This is a genomic window from Coleofasciculaceae cyanobacterium, assembly GCA_036703275.1.
Classification (GTDB): Bacteria; Cyanobacteriota; Cyanobacteriia; order Cyanobacteriales; family Xenococcaceae; genus Waterburya.
This window is the reverse complement of the sequence record DATNPK010000010.1, coordinates 1-16,215: the sequence shown is the minus strand read 5'-3', so window position 1 is coordinate 16,215 and position 16,215 is coordinate 1. Positions and strand designations below refer to the sequence as shown.

At 36.6% G+C, this 16,215-nt stretch carries 18 protein-coding genes and 1 pseudogene; 10 read left to right on the top strand and 9 right to left on the bottom strand.

What is annotated here, in order from left to right:
* The first annotated feature begins 37 nt into the window (after nt 1-37).
* The 6 genes from V6C71_00810 to V6C71_00785 all read left to right on the top strand — a co-directional run bounded on the left by V6C71_00810 (nt 38) and on the right by V6C71_00785 (nt 5,078).
* Entirely contained in the window at nt 38-421 is a 384-nt protein-coding gene (locus V6C71_00810; protein ID HEY9767030.1) for a hypothetical protein, read from the top strand.
* 360 nt (nt 422-781) lie between these two features.
* The gene (locus tag V6C71_00805) at nt 782-991 is read left to right on the top strand and encodes a GTPase (protein ID HEY9767029.1); all 210 of its coding nucleotides are present in this window, start codon (nt 782-784) and stop codon (nt 989-991) included.
* Between the two features lie 961 nt (nt 992-1,952).
* Complete coding sequence (locus tag V6C71_00800; GenBank protein HEY9767028.1) at nt 1,953-2,378, top strand: hypothetical protein; 426 nt, start codon at nt 1,953-1,955, stop codon at nt 2,376-2,378.
* Between the two features lie 62 nt (nt 2,379-2,440).
* A complete protein-coding gene (locus V6C71_00795; GenBank protein ID HEY9767027.1) occupies nt 2,441-3,238 on the top strand; it encodes a sulfite exporter TauE/SafE family protein in 798 nt (265 codons plus the stop codon).
* A 38-nt stretch (nt 3,239-3,276) separates the two neighbouring features.
* Nucleotides 3,277-3,930, top strand: a complete 654-nt coding sequence (locus tag V6C71_00790) for a phosphatase PAP2 family protein (protein ID HEY9767026.1) — start codon at nt 3,277-3,279, stop codon at nt 3,928-3,930.
* Between the two features lie 401 nt (nt 3,931-4,331).
* Nucleotides 4,332-5,078: a CPBP family intramembrane glutamic endopeptidase gene (locus V6C71_00785; protein ID HEY9767025.1), complete on the top strand. Its 747-nt coding sequence runs from the start codon at nt 4,332-4,334 to the stop codon at nt 5,076-5,078.
* Nucleotides 5,079-5,262: 184 nt separating this feature from the next.
* Here the strand turns inward: V6C71_00785 and V6C71_00780 are convergent, their stop codons facing one another.
* The 7 genes from V6C71_00780 to V6C71_00750 all read right to left on the bottom strand — a co-directional run bounded on the left by V6C71_00780 (nt 5,263) and on the right by V6C71_00750 (nt 9,408).
* Nucleotides 5,263-5,895, bottom strand: coding sequence for a pentapeptide repeat-containing protein (locus V6C71_00780; GenBank protein ID HEY9767024.1), 633 nt, complete (start codon nt 5,893-5,895; stop codon nt 5,263-5,265).
* 496 nt (nt 5,896-6,391) lie between these two features.
* Complete coding sequence (locus V6C71_00775; GenBank protein ID HEY9767023.1) at nt 6,392-6,640, bottom strand: type II toxin-antitoxin system HicB family antitoxin; 249 nt, start codon at nt 6,638-6,640, stop codon at nt 6,392-6,394.
* A 99-nt stretch (nt 6,641-6,739) separates the two neighbouring features.
* Complete coding sequence (locus V6C71_00770) at nt 6,740-7,201, bottom strand: DUF202 domain-containing protein (protein HEY9767022.1); 462 nt, start codon at nt 7,199-7,201, stop codon at nt 6,740-6,742.
* 128 nt (nt 7,202-7,329) lie between these two features.
* Complete coding sequence (locus V6C71_00765) at nt 7,330-7,953, bottom strand: hypothetical protein (GenBank protein ID HEY9767021.1); 624 nt, start codon at nt 7,951-7,953, stop codon at nt 7,330-7,332.
* Nucleotides 7,954-8,040: 87 nt separating this feature from the next.
* Nucleotides 8,041-8,562 (bottom strand): cadmium resistance transporter, encoded by a 522-nt coding sequence (locus V6C71_00760; protein HEY9767020.1) that lies wholly within the window; start codon nt 8,560-8,562, stop codon nt 8,041-8,043.
* A 131-nt stretch (nt 8,563-8,693) separates the two neighbouring features.
* Nucleotides 8,694-9,011: a cadmium resistance transporter gene (locus V6C71_00755; GenBank protein ID HEY9767019.1), complete on the bottom strand. Its 318-nt coding sequence runs from the start codon at nt 9,009-9,011 to the stop codon at nt 8,694-8,696.
* 10 nt (nt 9,012-9,021) lie between these two features.
* Nucleotides 9,022-9,408 (bottom strand): cadmium resistance transporter, encoded by a 387-nt coding sequence (locus V6C71_00750; GenBank protein HEY9767018.1) that lies wholly within the window; start codon nt 9,406-9,408, stop codon nt 9,022-9,024.
* Between the two features lie 700 nt (nt 9,409-10,108).
* Here V6C71_00750 and cysA point away from each other — a divergent pair.
* From cysA to V6C71_00735, 3 genes are all read left to right on the top strand, one after another.
* Complete coding sequence (gene cysA / locus V6C71_00745; protein ID HEY9767017.1) at nt 10,109-11,125, top strand: sulfate ABC transporter ATP-binding protein; 1,017 nt, start codon at nt 10,109-10,111, stop codon at nt 11,123-11,125.
* A 102-nt stretch (nt 11,126-11,227) separates the two neighbouring features.
* Nucleotides 11,228-11,821, top strand: coding sequence for a Crp/Fnr family transcriptional regulator (locus V6C71_00740; protein HEY9767016.1), 594 nt, complete (start codon nt 11,228-11,230; stop codon nt 11,819-11,821).
* Nucleotides 11,822-11,850: 29 nt separating this feature from the next.
* Nucleotides 11,851-12,564 (top strand): prohibitin family protein, encoded by a 714-nt coding sequence (locus V6C71_00735; protein HEY9767015.1) that lies wholly within the window; start codon nt 11,851-11,853, stop codon nt 12,562-12,564.
* Nucleotides 12,565-12,575: 11 nt separating this feature from the next.
* Here V6C71_00735 and V6C71_00730 read toward each other — a convergent pair whose 3' ends face one another.
* Both V6C71_00730 and hemB read right to left on the bottom strand, forming a co-directional pair.
* A complete protein-coding gene (locus tag V6C71_00730) occupies nt 12,576-13,553 on the bottom strand; it encodes a LysR family transcriptional regulator (protein ID HEY9767014.1) in 978 nt (325 codons plus the stop codon).
* Between the two features lie 196 nt (nt 13,554-13,749).
* A pseudogene (gene hemB, locus V6C71_00725) lies at nt 13,750-14,480 on the bottom strand (porphobilinogen synthase).
* Nucleotides 14,481-14,658: 178 nt separating this feature from the next.
* Here hemB and V6C71_00720 point away from each other — a divergent pair.
* A complete protein-coding gene (locus V6C71_00720; protein HEY9767013.1) occupies nt 14,659-15,879 on the top strand; it encodes an FAD/NAD(P)-binding protein in 1,221 nt (406 codons plus the stop codon).
* Nucleotides 15,880-16,215 lie beyond the last annotated feature (336 nt).

Sequence of the window (16,215 nt, the reverse complement as noted above, 5' to 3'; positions counted from 1 at the left end):
ATAACCCGTTGAAATATCATAAAATACTTATTAAGAGATGGATCTAGCAAATATTAAACTTCCCCCGATTATTCCTCCTCAGACTTTAGATGAGGTAGATCCGACTAAAGCTAATTTAGTTACCCCAACAGTTATTTTAGGTGCGGTTCATAGCTTCAAGAGTGCGATCGCCGTTTTAACCCAGGTAGCCGATCTTACACGCAGAACCAACGGAGCGGCCGTTATTCTTGATGTCACCAATAACCCTAACCAAACTAGTACAGACAAATTTGGAGCGATATACGCCAAATTTGCGCCGATTAGCCCCATAATTGCTGCTGACGCGCCGACTAAAAAAGCATTGTCTAAACCCAACCTAAAAGCTAGTAGCGTAAAAGTGAGCATTGAGCCAATACCACTGAATAAATATATAGTTAGATAATATTTTGCCCCCAAGCTCAATTCAATTAAACGCCCAATAAAAAAAAGCGCCAACATATTAGTTGCCAAATGAAATGAACCGTAATGTAGAAAATTAGCCCCGATCAACCGCCACCATTCTCCTGCTAGAATTTTCTGAGGAATTAATGCGCCCAAACGTTCCAATGCAAGAGCGCTTTGACTGCCTCCTAATTTGATTTCTAAGGCATATATCAATAAATTTAAGGCAATTAAAATGTACGTAATATAGGCTATTTTATTATGGCTACTTTTCATGCAAGATATGGGTATGTGAGATGAATAGCTTTGTTAGCCTGAGTTTAAGCTAGATGTTAAGGCGTAGAGTGCGATCTCTACTTAATTGCTATTAGATAACTATAATCAACGAGATCGAGTGATTAAAAAAGCTTTATTGGGTAGATCTCGACAAATTGAGGCGGATCTCCAGCGAGGGGAAGTCAAGGTAGTTATCTTTGGCACAGGATCGGCAGGAAAAACCTCTTTAGTTAATGCTTTAGTGGGCGAAATCGTGGGAGAAACCAACCCCATCATGGGAACAACTACTCAATGAGCAAAGTCCCCAGTCTTTCTTACCAGAAAATTATTGCTGCTTTAAGAAGAGATGGCTAGATAGTTGTTCGCCAACGTGGTAGTCACATTAGATTAGAAAAGAAATTATCTGATGAAACTCTTAAAATAACCGTCCCTGCAGATAAACCAGTAAAGCGTTCTACGTTAGCTAAGATTCTCAAGCAAACAAAAATAGATTTAGATAGTTTTCTCAAACTTTTATAGAGATTTAAATATTTAATACTTAGAGGTTATACCAAATCAATAAATGTTTGCGACAGATAAAGCATCAAGAATAAAAGGATATCCGCAGAGAGAAACAATAAACTCAGGGGTTAATTCCTTTAAAGTGCGATCGAGAAAGCAATGTAATTCATCCAGGTTAGAAAGTTGAGAATTAGTAGTGCATCAAAGAACTGTTGGATAGCTAAATCTTTTCGGGAAAAGTTCCATCGCAATTAAAACACTTGGATCGCTGAATTCTTTTGGTTGTTTTTTGTGTTGGTGAGCTATTGGATAACCACAAAGAAGACATTCCATCTAGACTTTTTTACTTACTGTCCTCTTCTTTAGAATCATGCCACAGACAGTTGTTTCACTACCAGTTTTTTCTAGACAATTACATCAAGCGGTAGCAAAAGAGGCAGGCAAAAAAAATTACCTGGAGCAATTTAATCATGCTCTGAGACAAACAATACCACTTACTGCGCTTTTGGGTTGAGTAGGATACACAAGTTTAATCTGAAAAGCTAAAAGCGCGAAAAGCGAAGCAGCAGAGGCAAAGCTAAAAACTAATTAATTAACAACGTAGTCTATTAAGCATAAAAACTGTTGTAAGTTAATCGTCACCTGAAGTTGTCTACTCGAAAAATTCTTCAATTTTGCTCTTGGATTAAAAATCATTTATAATTGAATTAAAATTCAAATAAAATTCAAAGCAAAGGCAAATGGAGAGATTATAAATGCTGCAAAATTTTAAGACAGTGAATTCTTTAAAGAAACTCAAAGGTTTAGTACTAGTAGGTTTGGGATTTATGCTCTCGCCTTTGTCTTGGTGGAACGATTTATTTTTTAATCTGCCGATCGCTTATTTTTTCGGCTATATATGCGCTCAATTTTCTGCCAACTTATTCTTACCTTGTGCGATCGCAGGTTACTGGCTTTCTAATGTCTTGGGAATTCTCTTGATGCAGTTAGGGGTATTGGATGTAGTTCAAGAACAATCCCAAGAGCGTAATTTCCAAAAAGAGTTATTGATGGGACTCGCTTCTTCAACTGTTTACACAGCGATCATCTTGCTTTTATTACAGTTCAACATCCTTAGTACTCCTGATTTATTTACCCAGGGAGAATCTTTAACTCTTAAATCCTTTGTGCCAATTAATTAAAATCTTCGAGGTTATTGGTTAATAACTACCAATAGACGGGGTTTAAACAGAAATATTAAAGTATGAATTATTTATTGCTATCATCTCTTAGCTTTTTAATTGGGACTCTTGTGGGTTTGACGGGAGTAGGAGGAGCATCTCTAATTACCCCCATGTTAGTCTTTGTGTTTCAAGTTCCCCCCTCAGTCGCTATTAGTTCCGATATTGTCGCTGCTACATTTATGAAAACATTTGGTAGTATTAAACACTGGCAACAAAAGACGATTGATGGGCAAGTAGTAAAGTGGCTAGCCTGTGGGAGTGTTCCTGGTTCTTTAGTAGGAATAGGAATTTTACACTTGCTGAGAGAAAAGAGCAGCGATGGACTAGATGCCTTGTTGCTTTTTAGTCTGGGAATGATGATTTTAATTGTTACATCTATAGCGATCGCCCAGTTATTATTATTAAAACTTTTTCCTCAATTAAAATTACCTTCATTACCTAAGTTCAATCTTGAAAGTAATTGGGGACGTTTTGGGGCAATTAGTATTGGCGCAATTTTAGGCTGTTTAGTTGGGTTAACCAGTGTCGCCTCTGGTTCAATGTTTGCTTTAGTGTTAATTTCTTTATTTCAGCTTGATTCTAGAAAACTTGTGGGAACAGATATATCTCAAGCAGCAATTTTATTAACTTCTACCTCTTTAGGACATCTTGGTTTAGGAACAGTCGACTGGAGTTTAGTTATACCTATCTGCTTGGGATCGATACCAGGAATAGTCTTAGGAGCAAAACTTTGTCAGATAGTACCTCAAGGGCTATTGAGATTTGGAACTTATATAATTTTAGAATTAGTAAGCTGGAAGCTAGTTTTTCCAGTGTGAAATTAATCTTTTCAAATTTACTTATAGGTTTAAATATTTTGCTTAAACAGAGCCAAAATCACTCATTAATCCTGCTGCTGGTTGGAGTTTATTTACCATTACAAATATTTGTCATACTTCTATTAGCAGTGCAAAACCACGAAGGTGCTTTGAGTTGGGAATTACCGCTCTTATTCACAATTCACGCTCAAGCGGGAGAAAAATTAAATTTATTAGCAGAAATATTAACTAGGTGGGGCGATTTTGAAATAACTACTTCTATAATTGTAGGCATGGCTTTAAGTTTTTTATTGTCTAAACGGTGGAATTTTTTTATCTATACAGCTATGACTTTTTTAGGTGCTATTACTATTAGCTATACAGGCAAAATCATAGTACATAGAGCCAGACCTCATTTGTGGGAATTAGTTTATCAAGTCGGCTCAGATTACTCGTTTCCTAGCGGTCATGCCATGTCTAGTATGTCTTTCGCCCTTGTTTTAATAATTTTGACCTGGAATAGTTCCTGGCGTTGGTTGACTGTAATTTTCGGTAGCTTATTCGTTATCAGTATTGCTTGGACGCGCCTTTATTTAGGAGTTCATTATCCTAGTGATATTGCCGGTGGTTGGATGATTGCGATCGCTTGGTCGATGGTAGTTTTATTAATGGGAAAGCTATTTTTAACTCAACTAACTAACGAAAAATCTTAAAGAATAAACATTATATTAGTTTTATAAACTCTAAATAAGTCAAGTCAAAAAGTCAAAAGTAAAAAAACATCAATTTTTATTGTTAATTTATTTTTGCAATAAGTTTAATCAAAAAAATAATGTTATTTCTGAAAAATTTTAGATAGCTCCGACATTTATACTGAAAGTTTCTAGTTAATACACATATACAAGGTAGTTATACGGAATTTGTCGGTATAATCATCCAGATTTGGAGTATTATATAAAACTATTCTATTTAAATACCCCATATAGGGTAGTTATCTGGAAAACGTCAGTATAATAAATAGTTATGCCGAAAGTATCTTGGTAATAGAGTGTTTGAAGGGTAAATTCTGTTGGATTTCGACGTGGAATCAGCCTGTATTAGAGTAAATATGTCAATGAAGGTATTTACAGTTTTGTGGATAACGGGCATGGCAGGTGTCATCTCGCTTTGGTGGATGAACTTACCTATTTCTGAAAGTGAAGAATTACAACTGCCTCTTTGGGGCATCAAACTGCTTTCCTTGATTCAGCCAACCTTCCTTCTATCTATTGCTATATTAGTCGGTGTTATTCTGGCGCATAAAGTTAGATTATCAACACCATTAGCTGAGGCAATAGCCAATAGAACTTCAATGAGTCTAGCTATTCAACCTCAGGTGCTTCCAGGGATTATTGGTGGTTTGGTAGGAGGTATTGTACTGACCGCCATCCAGTTCTGCGCCAAGTTCCTTCTGCCTTCAGATTTTGTCATGAAGGCTGAGACTCTATCAAGCAGCACCCCATTTTTAACTCGCATTCTTTATGGAGGTATTACCGAAGAGTTGCTGCTTCGATGGGGAATGATGACGCTTTTAGTATGGCTCGGTTGGCGAGTTTTTTCACAAGGTCAAGGTGAACCGTCTACATTGTGCTTTGTAGCAGCGATCGCCCTTTCAGCATTTCTCTTCGGCTTGGGTCATTTACCCCTTGTCTTCGTACTAGGAACACAGGTAACTATTTCAGTTATTACTTATGTAATTGTAGGTAATTCAGTTTTTGGCTTAATAGCAGGTTATCTCTACTGGCGTAAAGGTCTTGAAGCGGCAATGATTTCTCATATCGTGGTTCATGTGGTTATGCTAGTAGCCCGTTTAGCACGATGACACAAAGTTGGAAGCTCCGTTATTCACAATTTATCATTAATCTCTGTCCTATGCGACGGCATAACAATCCCAATGCACACCGACCGCCGAGGGGTTATCTGTGAGCGTTTGAGGTTATCTGCGGCGGGTGATTGGGAACGTTATCTTAACTAAATACTAGATAAAATTATCTAGTTACTTTTATTTAACGAATTACCATTGCAGTTGGTAAGATTGCGTCTTCTAAATCTGCTCCTTGCAAATTTGCTCCCTGCATATTGGCAGATGCTAAATTAGTTTTTTCCAAATCTGCGCCTTCTAGATTTGCTTTTTCTAAGTCTGCATCAAATAAATTGGCGTTAGCTAAATTTGCTCCAGCAACATTGGTTTTACCTAAGTCTGCGCCTTGTAAATTTGCACCCAGCAAGTTTGTTTGTTGTAAGTTCGCTCTTTCTAAATCTGCTCCCTGTAAATTTGCTCCCTCTAAGTTGGCTGCTTGTAAATTAGTGTCTTTTAAAGCCGCACCAGCAAGATTACAACCAACACACTCATTAGTTTGTAATAAACGAGTTAAATTACTAGAAACAGATTCTTGAGGTGTTATTACTGGAAATTTAGTTGATTCGAAAGTAGGAATTGATGTTGATTCGGTAGCTGTAGGTTCAGTAGTTTTAATAGTTGTTTGAGGAGAAGAAAATCCACGAAAAGAAGGTTTTTCTGGCAATTTTGTGAAAGCGTTAGCATCAGCCTGGTTAAAGAGCGAAAATGCCACAACTAATACTAAACAAAGTATAGTTGAAAGTACTTTAGTTAGTTTTTGAGAAAATTTTACGTTCATTAAATTACTCCTTAAGTTAATTTTATAAAGACTTGAATAAGCTGACAAGCTTTTGAAATAATTCCTAAATATTTAGGCTTTTTGGAAGTGATAGCTATTGTCAGATATCTTAAGTAGTTGCTTAATTTAATACTATGGTTTGTATTTAATAAAAACAAATATTATTTTTTTTCAAAACGATAAATAGAAGTAATTGTAGAGATTTTTATAAATTGCGATCACTTTTTTGAGCAAAATAATAACCTGCGATCGCTATTATCCTAAAATCACTCAACTCGGTTAAGCATTATCCCATTCACTGTCACTAATTCCTGCTTGTCTGAGGATTTCTTTGACTAAACTAATTGAAACTTTGGCACTTTTATGAGGATTAGGAACACGAAATTTTTGCTGCCTTTTTTCATAAATTGGTGCTTACCACCAGAAAACGGTCCTGTAAAACCAAGTGCCTTGAGTTTTTTGATTAACTCTCTACGAGAAATATTGGAAGGCATAACTATACTTGTGCAACTTCCGAAACTTTAATTGCCACTCCATCGACTACAGCCAATTGCTCTCCATCCTGTAATTTCAAAATTACCCATTCTTCTAAAGCTTCGAGTAAATCAGTTCGACAATCTTCTACAGTATCCCCATTGCCCCAAACTCCCTCAAAGCCATCTATTTCAGCAAACCATGTACTATCTTCCAGTGTCTTATACTGAGCTTGCCGTAAAGCTTTTTCACAATATTTCACTAAGATCATAGTTGAGCATTTTTTAAAAGCTCTGAAGCTCCCAACAGTAATATTTTGTCCTAAAGGATAAGCTACGCAAATACGTCATTACTTAAATCAGCAACGCCATTACTCAAATACAAGAGTATTAATTGGATTAAGAGGCAAAGTAAAGACATAGTAAATAATGCCTGCACCCAAAAGTACTACAGCAATACTAAAAACTAACACCCAACGATCTGCTGGTTCATAAGTGTCTTCATCAATGTCGTGACGCACGGCAAAGTAATGATGAGTTGAAAGCAATACTGTCACCAAACCTACCAAAGAAAAAATTAATCCTAATTTCCAACCATTACCAGGAGTATTAGTTAGAGGTGGTTTAAAAAAACGCAAACGTACTATGACAACCCCAAAACCCATCAATGAAATTGCTGTCCGCATCCAGGCTAGATATGTGCGTTCATTAGCTAAATGATCTCTGATACGGGAAGAATTTCTGCGTTTTGGTTGTTCTGAATTTGTTTGATTTTTTTCTGGTTTGATAAATTTGAATGGTAACAACAACATCAAGAAAATCTCTAAAGTCAAAAGTCAAGGTTTTAATTGCGTAGGTTGGATTAGCGATAGACGGTAGCGTAACCCAACCAAATTCTTATTGATGTTGGGTTTCACGGTTTCCAACCCAACTATAACTTTGCTCAGTTTTTAAGAGAAAATTAATCATCAACTGGTGCTGTGGGATATTGAACATCAAAACTTGCTTGAGTTAGATCGGGAATATCCCAGTTAGCTTCGCCAGCTTTAAATAGTTTGGCTGGAGGAAGATTTAAGTCATAAACGCCAGTGTCTGGATTAACTGTAACTATTAGTTTAGTGCCTTTGAGAATTTTAGCTGCTACTGCACTATCTAAATCTAAACCTGCTACCTTAACATCATTGGGTAGATAAACCCCCTCACAATTCCAATCTTCGTCAGTGGTTTGACCATCTGGCAAAAGATAAAGAGCGTTATCATAATTATCATCAGTTTTTTTGGTTTTAGAACCGTAAACTGCGATACTTTTTCCTGTTTCGTTACGACATTCTGTATTGTCTTCGCCATTTTCTATAATATATTTTGCCAATTGTAGTCGCGTAATTTTTTGGTCTACTTGGCTGGAGGTTAGTCCTTCTGGGAAGGTTTTGTTAGCTTTTGCCTCAAATAACTGATTGAGATTGTCGGTTATTTCAATATAATCGGGATTATCTTGAAAATTTGGTTTATCGGCTAAGGCTGGTGCAGCGATCGCGAAATTTAAACAGAGTAACAAACTTAAGAAAATAGTTTTCCAGAGTTTCATGAATTTTCTCCTTATTTATTTATTAGTTGTTAGTCATTCGTCATTGGCAACGAAGATAAAGTAATTTGAACAAAAGAAAACTTTTGTTTACTTGAATTGGGTTGAAGTTAAAAGTTGGTAAGTACCGCTTTCGAGTAAAATGAAGATTCCTAAACCAATCAAAACAAAGGGTACAATACGCTCCCCGTATTTGGTTAAGACCCGAGCGATCGCTTTATGGCGAGTCAAGCGATAAGCCAGATAACACCACACTCCAATTAAGACCAAGAAAGTTAAGCAAATAACCGCTAGATTAGCTAAATTACTATTTGCAAATAATGGTACATAAATACCAATATTGTCTCCACCATTGGCAAAGGTGACGACTGCAACCTTATAAGTTTGGGGTGCGATTACAACAAGTAGATTTTTGGCTACTGTATTAGAATTTGAAACTGCTTGAACTTCTTGCTCATCTTCCTTGTTGTTAATTAGATTACTAATAGCGATCGCAATTGGAACAAAGCCTAGTAATCCGCTCCAGGCTTGCGGTACGATCGAACCACCAAAGAAGCCAGGTAGACTAGCTATGACTAAAGCTATAAACCCCAAATACTGACCGACTACAATGTGTTAGCGACGAAATGAGCTATTGGTTTGGGAGAAGAACAACATCAAGATCAATATATCATCAACATTAGTTGCGATAAATGCTGTACTTCCTGCGATCGCAGCTTGTATCCACCAACTCATAATCTAGTTTACTCGTCTAATTGAGCTTCAGCTAGCTGTTCCTTATTTTTACTCAAACTCATCAAAGCAAAACTGCTTACCAGTAAAGCGATAACGGTTAAAGTCGGATCTAAGAGAGTTTGGCTATCTAGCAAGATTAAAATACCCAAGCCCATTAAGACAAAAGGAATTAAATTATTGCCATAACTGGTTAACAAATCGGCGATCGCTTTTGTTTGAGTCAGTTTATAGGCAACGTAACACCAAATACCCACTAACCAAAAGAATTCTCCCACAATCACCAGTAAACTAGACCAAGTAGCGTGAGCAAATAATGGTACATAAATACCGATATTATCACCTCCATTGGCAAAAGTAACCGCTGCTACTCCACAGGTTTGAGGAGATATGAAAGCTTAAGAAAGAAGATTCTGAAGTTATTTCTGATTCTAACTCTGCGAGATCGTCAGTTTGCTCTTCTAACAAACGACCGATCCCGATAACTATGGGAACAATCCCCAATAATCCAATCCAAGGTTTAGGTAAAATTAAGCTACCAAAAAAACCAGGTAAACTAGCTAAAACCAGAATAGTAAAGCCAATATATTGACCCAATACAATATGTCGGCGACGAAAAGAATCATTGACCTGTGAAAAAAAGACCAATAGAACGAGAATATCGTCTAAGTTAGTGGCAAAAAAGGCAGTCACACCTGTAGGAATCGTCGTAACTAATTCACTCATTATTTTATTGTTGCTCCTCAATCTTTTTGTTGATACGATCTGCTTGAGTTGGGGGGTAGCTGTCCTGCTAACATCGAAGGAATGGCTACTTTTTTAGGAGTATTCAACTGTTATTGAATTTCTTCCATACTTCGTTTCATCGATCTAGTGATTCCTGGAAAACGGGTTTTTTGCCAGATAAACCAACCACAAGTCAAGGTGATATAAATTAAAAACAAGTAAAAGAAAACATTATTGCATGATTCTCTCGATTGGATATAAAGATCCAAACTTCAACTTTTAGACCCTTTTTCAGTTTTTGCCGGCTGACGAGGCTTTCAAGGACTCGGATTCGATTCGAGTCACAGCCCCTCACTTTCCAAGGACTATTTCACTTTAGAAAAATCTCTTAATAAAATCAAATACTCTTTTTTGTTGATTTGATAACTAAAATTTATTGAACATCTTTTTACAGTTTTTAAATCAAAATCTACGATATTATAAAGTCTAGACAGCAAAATGACTGAAGAGTCAGCAGTAGAAAACATGGTAAATTTCGAGTTTATTTAAGAGCAACTATGAATCTAAATAGATGTTTAGCGAAAAATAAATTTTGCTTCTCACAAGCTAAAAAAAATATTTGTTGAACTTGCTCGGCAAATAAATAATAATTTTAAAAAATAGATCCATCTGACAACATTCACTCGCTCCAAAAAAAAATATGAGTATTGTCATTGAAAAAGTATCAAAACAATTTGGCAATTTTCAAGCTTTAAATCAAATCAATTTAAAAATAGATTCGGGTAGTCTAGTCGCTTTGTTAGGACCTTCAGGTTCGGGAAAATCTACTTTATTAAGAGCGATCGCTGGTCTTGAACCTCCCGATACAGGCAAAATTTACATTAACAAGCAAGATACTACTCATCTCGATATTAGAAAGCGCAACATTGGCTTTGTTTTTCAGCATTATGCTTTATTCAAACACCTAACCATCTGGCAAAATATTGCCTTTGGTTTAACAATTCGCAAGTATTCTCCCGTAGCGATCAAAAAAAAGGTAGAAGAACTATTAGAATTAATTCAACTACAAGGATTGAGCGATCGCTACCCTACTCAACTTTCTGGTGGACAAAGACAAAGAGTTGCTCTGGCACGTGCTTTAGCTGTAGATCCCCAAGTTTTATTATTAGATGAACCTTTTGGTGCATTAGATGCCAAAGTCCGCAAAGAATTGCGTACATGGTTGCGTAAATTTCACGAACGAGTTGGGGTTACTACCATTTTAGTTACTCATGATCGCGAAGAAGCCATGGAAGTAGCCGATCAAATTGTCATCATGAATCACGGTAACATCGAACAGGTAGGAACAAGCGCAGAAATTTATGATCTGCCTGCCAATCCTTTTGTCATGAGTTTTATTGGCGATGTAAATGTTTTGCCAGCTCATCTCAACTTTTGCCAACAGCAAGGATTAGTAACCCGTGAAAATCAAGTTTTTGTCCGTCCCCACGATATCGAACTCTTATCTTCTCCTAATGAAAAAAATGCAAAAGTCGCAACTGGTAAATTGCAGCGAGTAATAAATTTAGGTTATCAAGTCCAAGCTGAATTAATTATTGATAAAAATTTACTGCTAAACGTTCATTTAAGTCAAGATAAATTTTCTAAATTGGCTTTACAACCAGGGCAACAAGTATTTATTAAATTGAAAGAAACAAAATCCTTTGTTCGATCTTAAGTAATTAGTTACAAAGCTAGTAGTTAATTAAACAATTATTAGGCTTTATTTACTAATAACCTAATTAATTCACTAGAAAAAATTTAGTAATTATTTTTCCCTATGTTTCCTTCTTCATCTTTGCTTAATTTGAGCGATCGAGGTATTTATCATAGCTTTAAACGCCGTACAATCTTTCCAGATGCTACATATACATATAATCTGTGGAAAATTGAAGCAGGAATAGTACGCACTTTAACTTGGCTAGAAGATGGATCGATTGTCACTTTAGGTTTATGGGGACAGGGAGATCTGGTTGGACAAGCTTTATCTAAAATCGCTCCCTATACAATCGAGTGTTTGACGGCAGTAGAAGTAATTAGTTTTGCTTGGGAAGATGGACATCAATTAACCGAAAATTTACTGAATCAAATTCAGCAATTCGAGGAATTAAGTATTATTCGTAGTTCTAAAAAACTTGATATAGTATTGATCAAGTTTTTGACTTGGCTAGCTAAAAAATTTGGTCGTCAAATAGAAATTGGCTATTTAATTGATTTTAAACTTACTCACCAAGATCTAGGCGAAATTTTGGGTGTAACTAGGGTAAGTATCACTCGTTCCTTAAAGCAATTAGAAGAACAAGGAATCATTGAGCGTCTTTCTCTTAGTCGGATTTTAGTGCGGGAAGAAGAAGTATGGTACTACGAAATATAAAACAAAATTTAAATTAACCTTAACTATTTATGAATATAGAATTAAATGATAAAAATATAAATTCAAAATCAGATCGTCAAACTAATAAAGATATTTTTATTACCAGTAGAATTTTTTTGACTTTAGCCTTGATTATATTGTTTTCTCGTTTTTTTGTAATTGTTAATGCAGGAGAACGAGGAGTATTAATGCAATTTGGCGAAGTACAACAGGTATTATCGGAAGGAATTCATGTAATTCTTCCTGTAGTGAATAGTGTAGAAAAATTAAGTGTTCGGGTACAAAAACAAGAACAATTAGCAGAAGCATCTTCAAAAGATCTCCAAGATGTCTTTACTGATATTGCACTCAATTGGCATATTATTCCCGAAAAAACTAACTTAGTTTTTCAACAAATTGGTAACAAAAGCTCAATAATCGATCGCATTATCGATCCAGCCGTGGAAGAGGTGCTTAAAGCAGTTATAGCCGAATATACAGCCGTAGAAACCAAACAAATTGCCGAACAAGAAGCCAAAAAAGCGGGATTTATCGCAATTAAAGCTGCAAAAGAAGCCGAAGCTAAAGTAAATTTAGCTAAAGGAGAAGCCGAAGCACAAGGACTTATTCAAGCTACTTTAAATAACGAACTGCTCAAAAAACAAACAATTGAAAAATGGGACGGTAAACTACCTTTGGTTATGGGTAGTGATAATAGCAAAGTGTTAGAGCTAGAACTAGATGATTTAATAGAAAATAACTAATAACTAAAAGCTCAAAACTTATTCTGCTTCTGTTCTACATTGTCAATTCTTTCTGCAAAATGTTCAATCTTATTGTCTGGTTTCATCAACATTGCTTCAAAAACTTTAGCAATCTTAGTTTGAAAACGTTGATGATGCTTGATGAGTAAAATTGGTCTAATGATATCAAAAGTTATATCTTGAGTTGGATGTTCGATTTTGACACAATGAAGCGTCGAAAATTGGATTTCTTTTTTAACCATTAGTTCGGGAACAGCAGACGCACCAATACCTTTTTCTACTAAGGTTTTGATCATTTCGCTACTATTTAACACAAAAATTACTTGGAGTTGACTAAGCGAAATTCCCCATTTGACTAAAGCTTGCTCAAAAATCTGTTGCGTTCCCGAACCAGGTTCGCGCATAATCCAGTTAGTTGTGGCTAATTTTTGGACATTAATTGTATGACGCTTATACCAAGGGTGAGATTTTCCGACGACAATTTGCAGGCGATCGCTTCCGACTATTTTGTGTTCGAGATTGGTTTGTAGAGATGGTTTAATTTCTCCTGCCAATAATCCTAGATCATAAAGTCCTTTTACTGTCCCTGTAGCAATTTTGTCAGCATTCGCCAAAGTACAGTTAATTGAAAGATTGGGATATATTTGTTTAAACTTGCTAATTTTTTCAGGCAGCCAGTAGTTGCCAATGGTAAAACTTGCTCCTAATTTCAGCTCTCCTTTTTGCAAATCATTTAACTCTTTTAAACCTCGTTGAGTTATGGTTACTCGGTCTAAAATTTTCTGTGCTTCTATTTCTAAAAGCTTTCCAGCTTCAGTAATTTCAATATGACGACCAATTCGGTGAAATAATTTGACCCCGTACTCTCCTTCTAAATTTTGAATTGCCGCACTAACAGCAGGTTGAGTGATGTAAAGAGCGTTGGCAGCACGAGTAAAATGTAAATGCTCTACTACAGCTAAAAAAATCTTCAACTGCTCTAACGTCATAATTTATCTACTTTCTCCTTACTTTACAATTGCAATTGAATTGTAAATAAATTGTAAATGAATTGAGATAAAAATGCAAATAAAACGCCTAATGTGAATTAGGAAAAAGTGAAGAAAAGACAGAAGATGGAAGTTACCAAGCTGTCCATCTAATAATCCTTCTTCATGAATAGCATAGACTTTGAGAGCCTAATAATCACAATACGGGTAAGTTGGTATATTCCTTGATGCGACCAATTATATCTAAATAAGCTAAAGCTGGTTTGACCATGACGATATCTGCACCTTCGGGAATATCTAAGGATACCTCTTTAATTGCTTCTCGACTATTAGCAGGATTCATTTGATAGGTTTGTTTATCACCAAATTGGGGAGCAGATTCTAAAGCATCGCGGAAAGGACCATAATAGGCTGAAGCGTATTTAGCCGAATAAGCTAAGATACCGACATCAAAGTAGCCAGCAGCATCTAACCTTTGACGTATTGTCCCGACTCTACCATGTCTGCTCCTGCTTCTGCTTGGGAGACTGCTTGTTTAACCAGCACTTCTACTGTTTCGTCATTAAGAATTTTGCCGTCTTGAACGATGCCATCATGACCGTAAGTGGAAAAAGGGTCGAGAGCGACATCAGTAATTACGGTGATTTGAGGGATTTCTTATTTAATTGCCCTTACAGTGCGCTGTACTAAACCATCAGGATTATAGCTTTCTTTTCCTGCGTTATCTTTCTTGTCTGTAGGAATGAGAGGAAATAGAGCGATCGCATTTATCCCTAAATTCGCAGCATCAGTTATTTCTTTGAGAAGTAAATCGAGGCAATAACGATAAATGTCTGGCATGGAAGGAATTTCTTGTTGTTGGTTTTTTCCTTCTATAACAAAGACAGCATAAATCAGATCGTTAACTGTTAGCTGGTTTTCCACCATCCGTCGTAAGGATGCTGTGCGACGTAGACGACGAGGACGATGGAGTAAAGAAAGATGTTGAGGGTTTTGACTAGGGGCAGACATAAAAAGCGATGGCTTACTTTTAGTTTTTAGACAATTAGAATGATAATCATTATTATATAGAGATGTGGATAATTATTATCATTATTTTTAGCGAGTGAAATTACCCAACTATATAGATATAGGCATTATCGGCGCAGGAGTTCAGGCACTTAGTTTAACGACTCACCTCCTACAAAAAAGCGCCAAACACTACAATAAGTTTTTGGTTTTCGATCCTGCGGGAACATGGATGAGTCAATGGCAGCAGCAATTTGCATCTCAACAAATTCCTTATTTGCGATCGCCTGCGGTACATCATCCCGATTCTAATCCCCATCAATTAAGAACATTTGCCGAAAGTAGACGGAATGAATTATTTCCACCTTACGATAGACCAGGGACAAAGTTATTTAACGATTTTTGTGGTGAAGTAATTCATCGATGGAAGCTAGAAAATAAAGTTTATCGAGCAAAAGTTAGCCAAATTTTCTCAATTAAACAATCTTCCCGTTCACGTTTTCAACTAGTTTTAGATACTGGAGAAACTATAATTGCTCGTAGAGTAGTTTTAGCTACAGGAAGTGGCAAAGTTCAGCTTCCCGATTGGGTAGAGCAAATTACATCTAATTATCCCTCAGATAAATTATGTCATTCTCAACAAGTAGATTTACGCCAGCTTAATTTAACGGGAGAACGCATTTTAATCATTGGTGGAGGCTTAACTAGCGGTCATTTAGCTATCGGTGCAATAAATCTTGGTGCAACTGTGACTCTAATGACGAGAAAACAATTACAAGAAAAAATCTTTGATGCCGATCCTGGTTGGTTGGGACCAAAATATCTTAAAAACTTCCACGCTGATCCTGATTGGCATTCACGTTGGCAAATGATTCAGCAAGCACGCAACGGCGGTTCGATGACTCCAGAAATGATACTGCAATTAAAAAAGGTAACGAATGAAGGAAAGATTAGTATAAATGAAAGCGGTCAAGTCAGCTTGGCACAATGGCAAAATAATTATTGGCAAGTTAGCTGTATTGAGGGAAGCAAACATCAATTTAACCGTATCTGGTTAGCCACTGGTACGAGATTTAATGCGACTGCCCATCCTTTACTCAAAGATGTGCTTCAAGCATATCCGACAGAAATAGTTAACGGTTTACCCGTACTAGATGACTATTTACGTCTGCCGAAATCAAACTTTTTTATTATGGGTGGTCTAGCTGCCTTACAAATTGGCCCTGTCGCCAGAAATATTGGTGGGGGGAAAATGGCTTGTCAGCGTATTGTGCCAGCAATTGTTAAATCTAGTTTAGCAGTACTCGATCGAGTTTGAATTTATGGTTTTAGACATCAAACTATTTGATGAATATAAAATTGATTACTTGAGTCCTAACCGCAAGTTCTTTCTAAAGGACGACGCGAAGCGCGACACGAAGTTAGTCCTAAAGGATAAGCTTCGCAAATGCTAAAGCATACCGCTCCGCGACGCGAAGCTAGTCCTTTAGGGCATATCCTTTAGGGCAAAAGTGCGGTCTTGGGGGTTTCCACCAAACTAAGCGGTGCAAGCAAGGCGCGTTTTGCGAGACAGTCCGTTGCGGGGGTTCCCCCCGTTATAGGAACTGTCGAGGTTGAGTAAGAATCTTCTTACTCAAAAGCCGCCGCCCCATGA

Excerpts from the sequence above, each read along its gene's own strand:
- V6C71_00810 (HEY9767030.1), top strand. The coding sequence starts at position 38 with ATGGATCTAGCAAATATTAAACTTCCCCCGATTATTCCTCCTCAGACT.
- V6C71_00800 (HEY9767028.1), top strand. The coding sequence starts at position 1,953 with ATGCTGCAAAATTTTAAGACAGTGAATTCTTTAAAGAAACTCAAAGGT.
- V6C71_00795 (HEY9767027.1), top strand. The coding sequence starts at position 2,441 with ATGAATTATTTATTGCTATCATCTCTTAGCTTTTTAATTGGGACTCTT.
- V6C71_00785 (HEY9767025.1), top strand. The coding sequence starts at position 4,332 with ATGAAGGTATTTACAGTTTTGTGGATAACGGGCATGGCAGGTGTCATC.
- V6C71_00780 (HEY9767024.1), bottom strand. The coding sequence starts at position 5,895 with ATGAACGTAAAATTTTCTCAAAAACTAACTAAAGTACTTTCAACTATA.
- V6C71_00775 (HEY9767023.1), bottom strand. The coding sequence starts at position 6,640 with ATGATCTTAGTGAAATATTGTGAAAAAGCTTTACGGCAAGCTCAGTAT.
- V6C71_00765 (HEY9767021.1), bottom strand. The coding sequence starts at position 7,953 with ATGAAACTCTGGAAAACTATTTTCTTAAGTTTGTTACTCTGTTTAAAT.
- V6C71_00750 (HEY9767018.1), bottom strand. The coding sequence starts at position 9,408 with ATGAGTGAATTAGTTACGACGATTCCTACAGGTGTGACTGCCTTTTTT.
- cysA (HEY9767017.1), top strand. The coding sequence starts at position 10,109 with ATGAGTATTGTCATTGAAAAAGTATCAAAACAATTTGGCAATTTTCAA.
- V6C71_00740 (HEY9767016.1), top strand. The coding sequence starts at position 11,228 with ATGTTTCCTTCTTCATCTTTGCTTAATTTGAGCGATCGAGGTATTTAT.
- V6C71_00735 (HEY9767015.1), top strand. The coding sequence starts at position 11,851 with ATGAATATAGAATTAAATGATAAAAATATAAATTCAAAATCAGATCGT.
- V6C71_00730 (HEY9767014.1), bottom strand. The coding sequence starts at position 13,553 with ATGACGTTAGAGCAGTTGAAGATTTTTTTAGCTGTAGTAGAGCATTTA.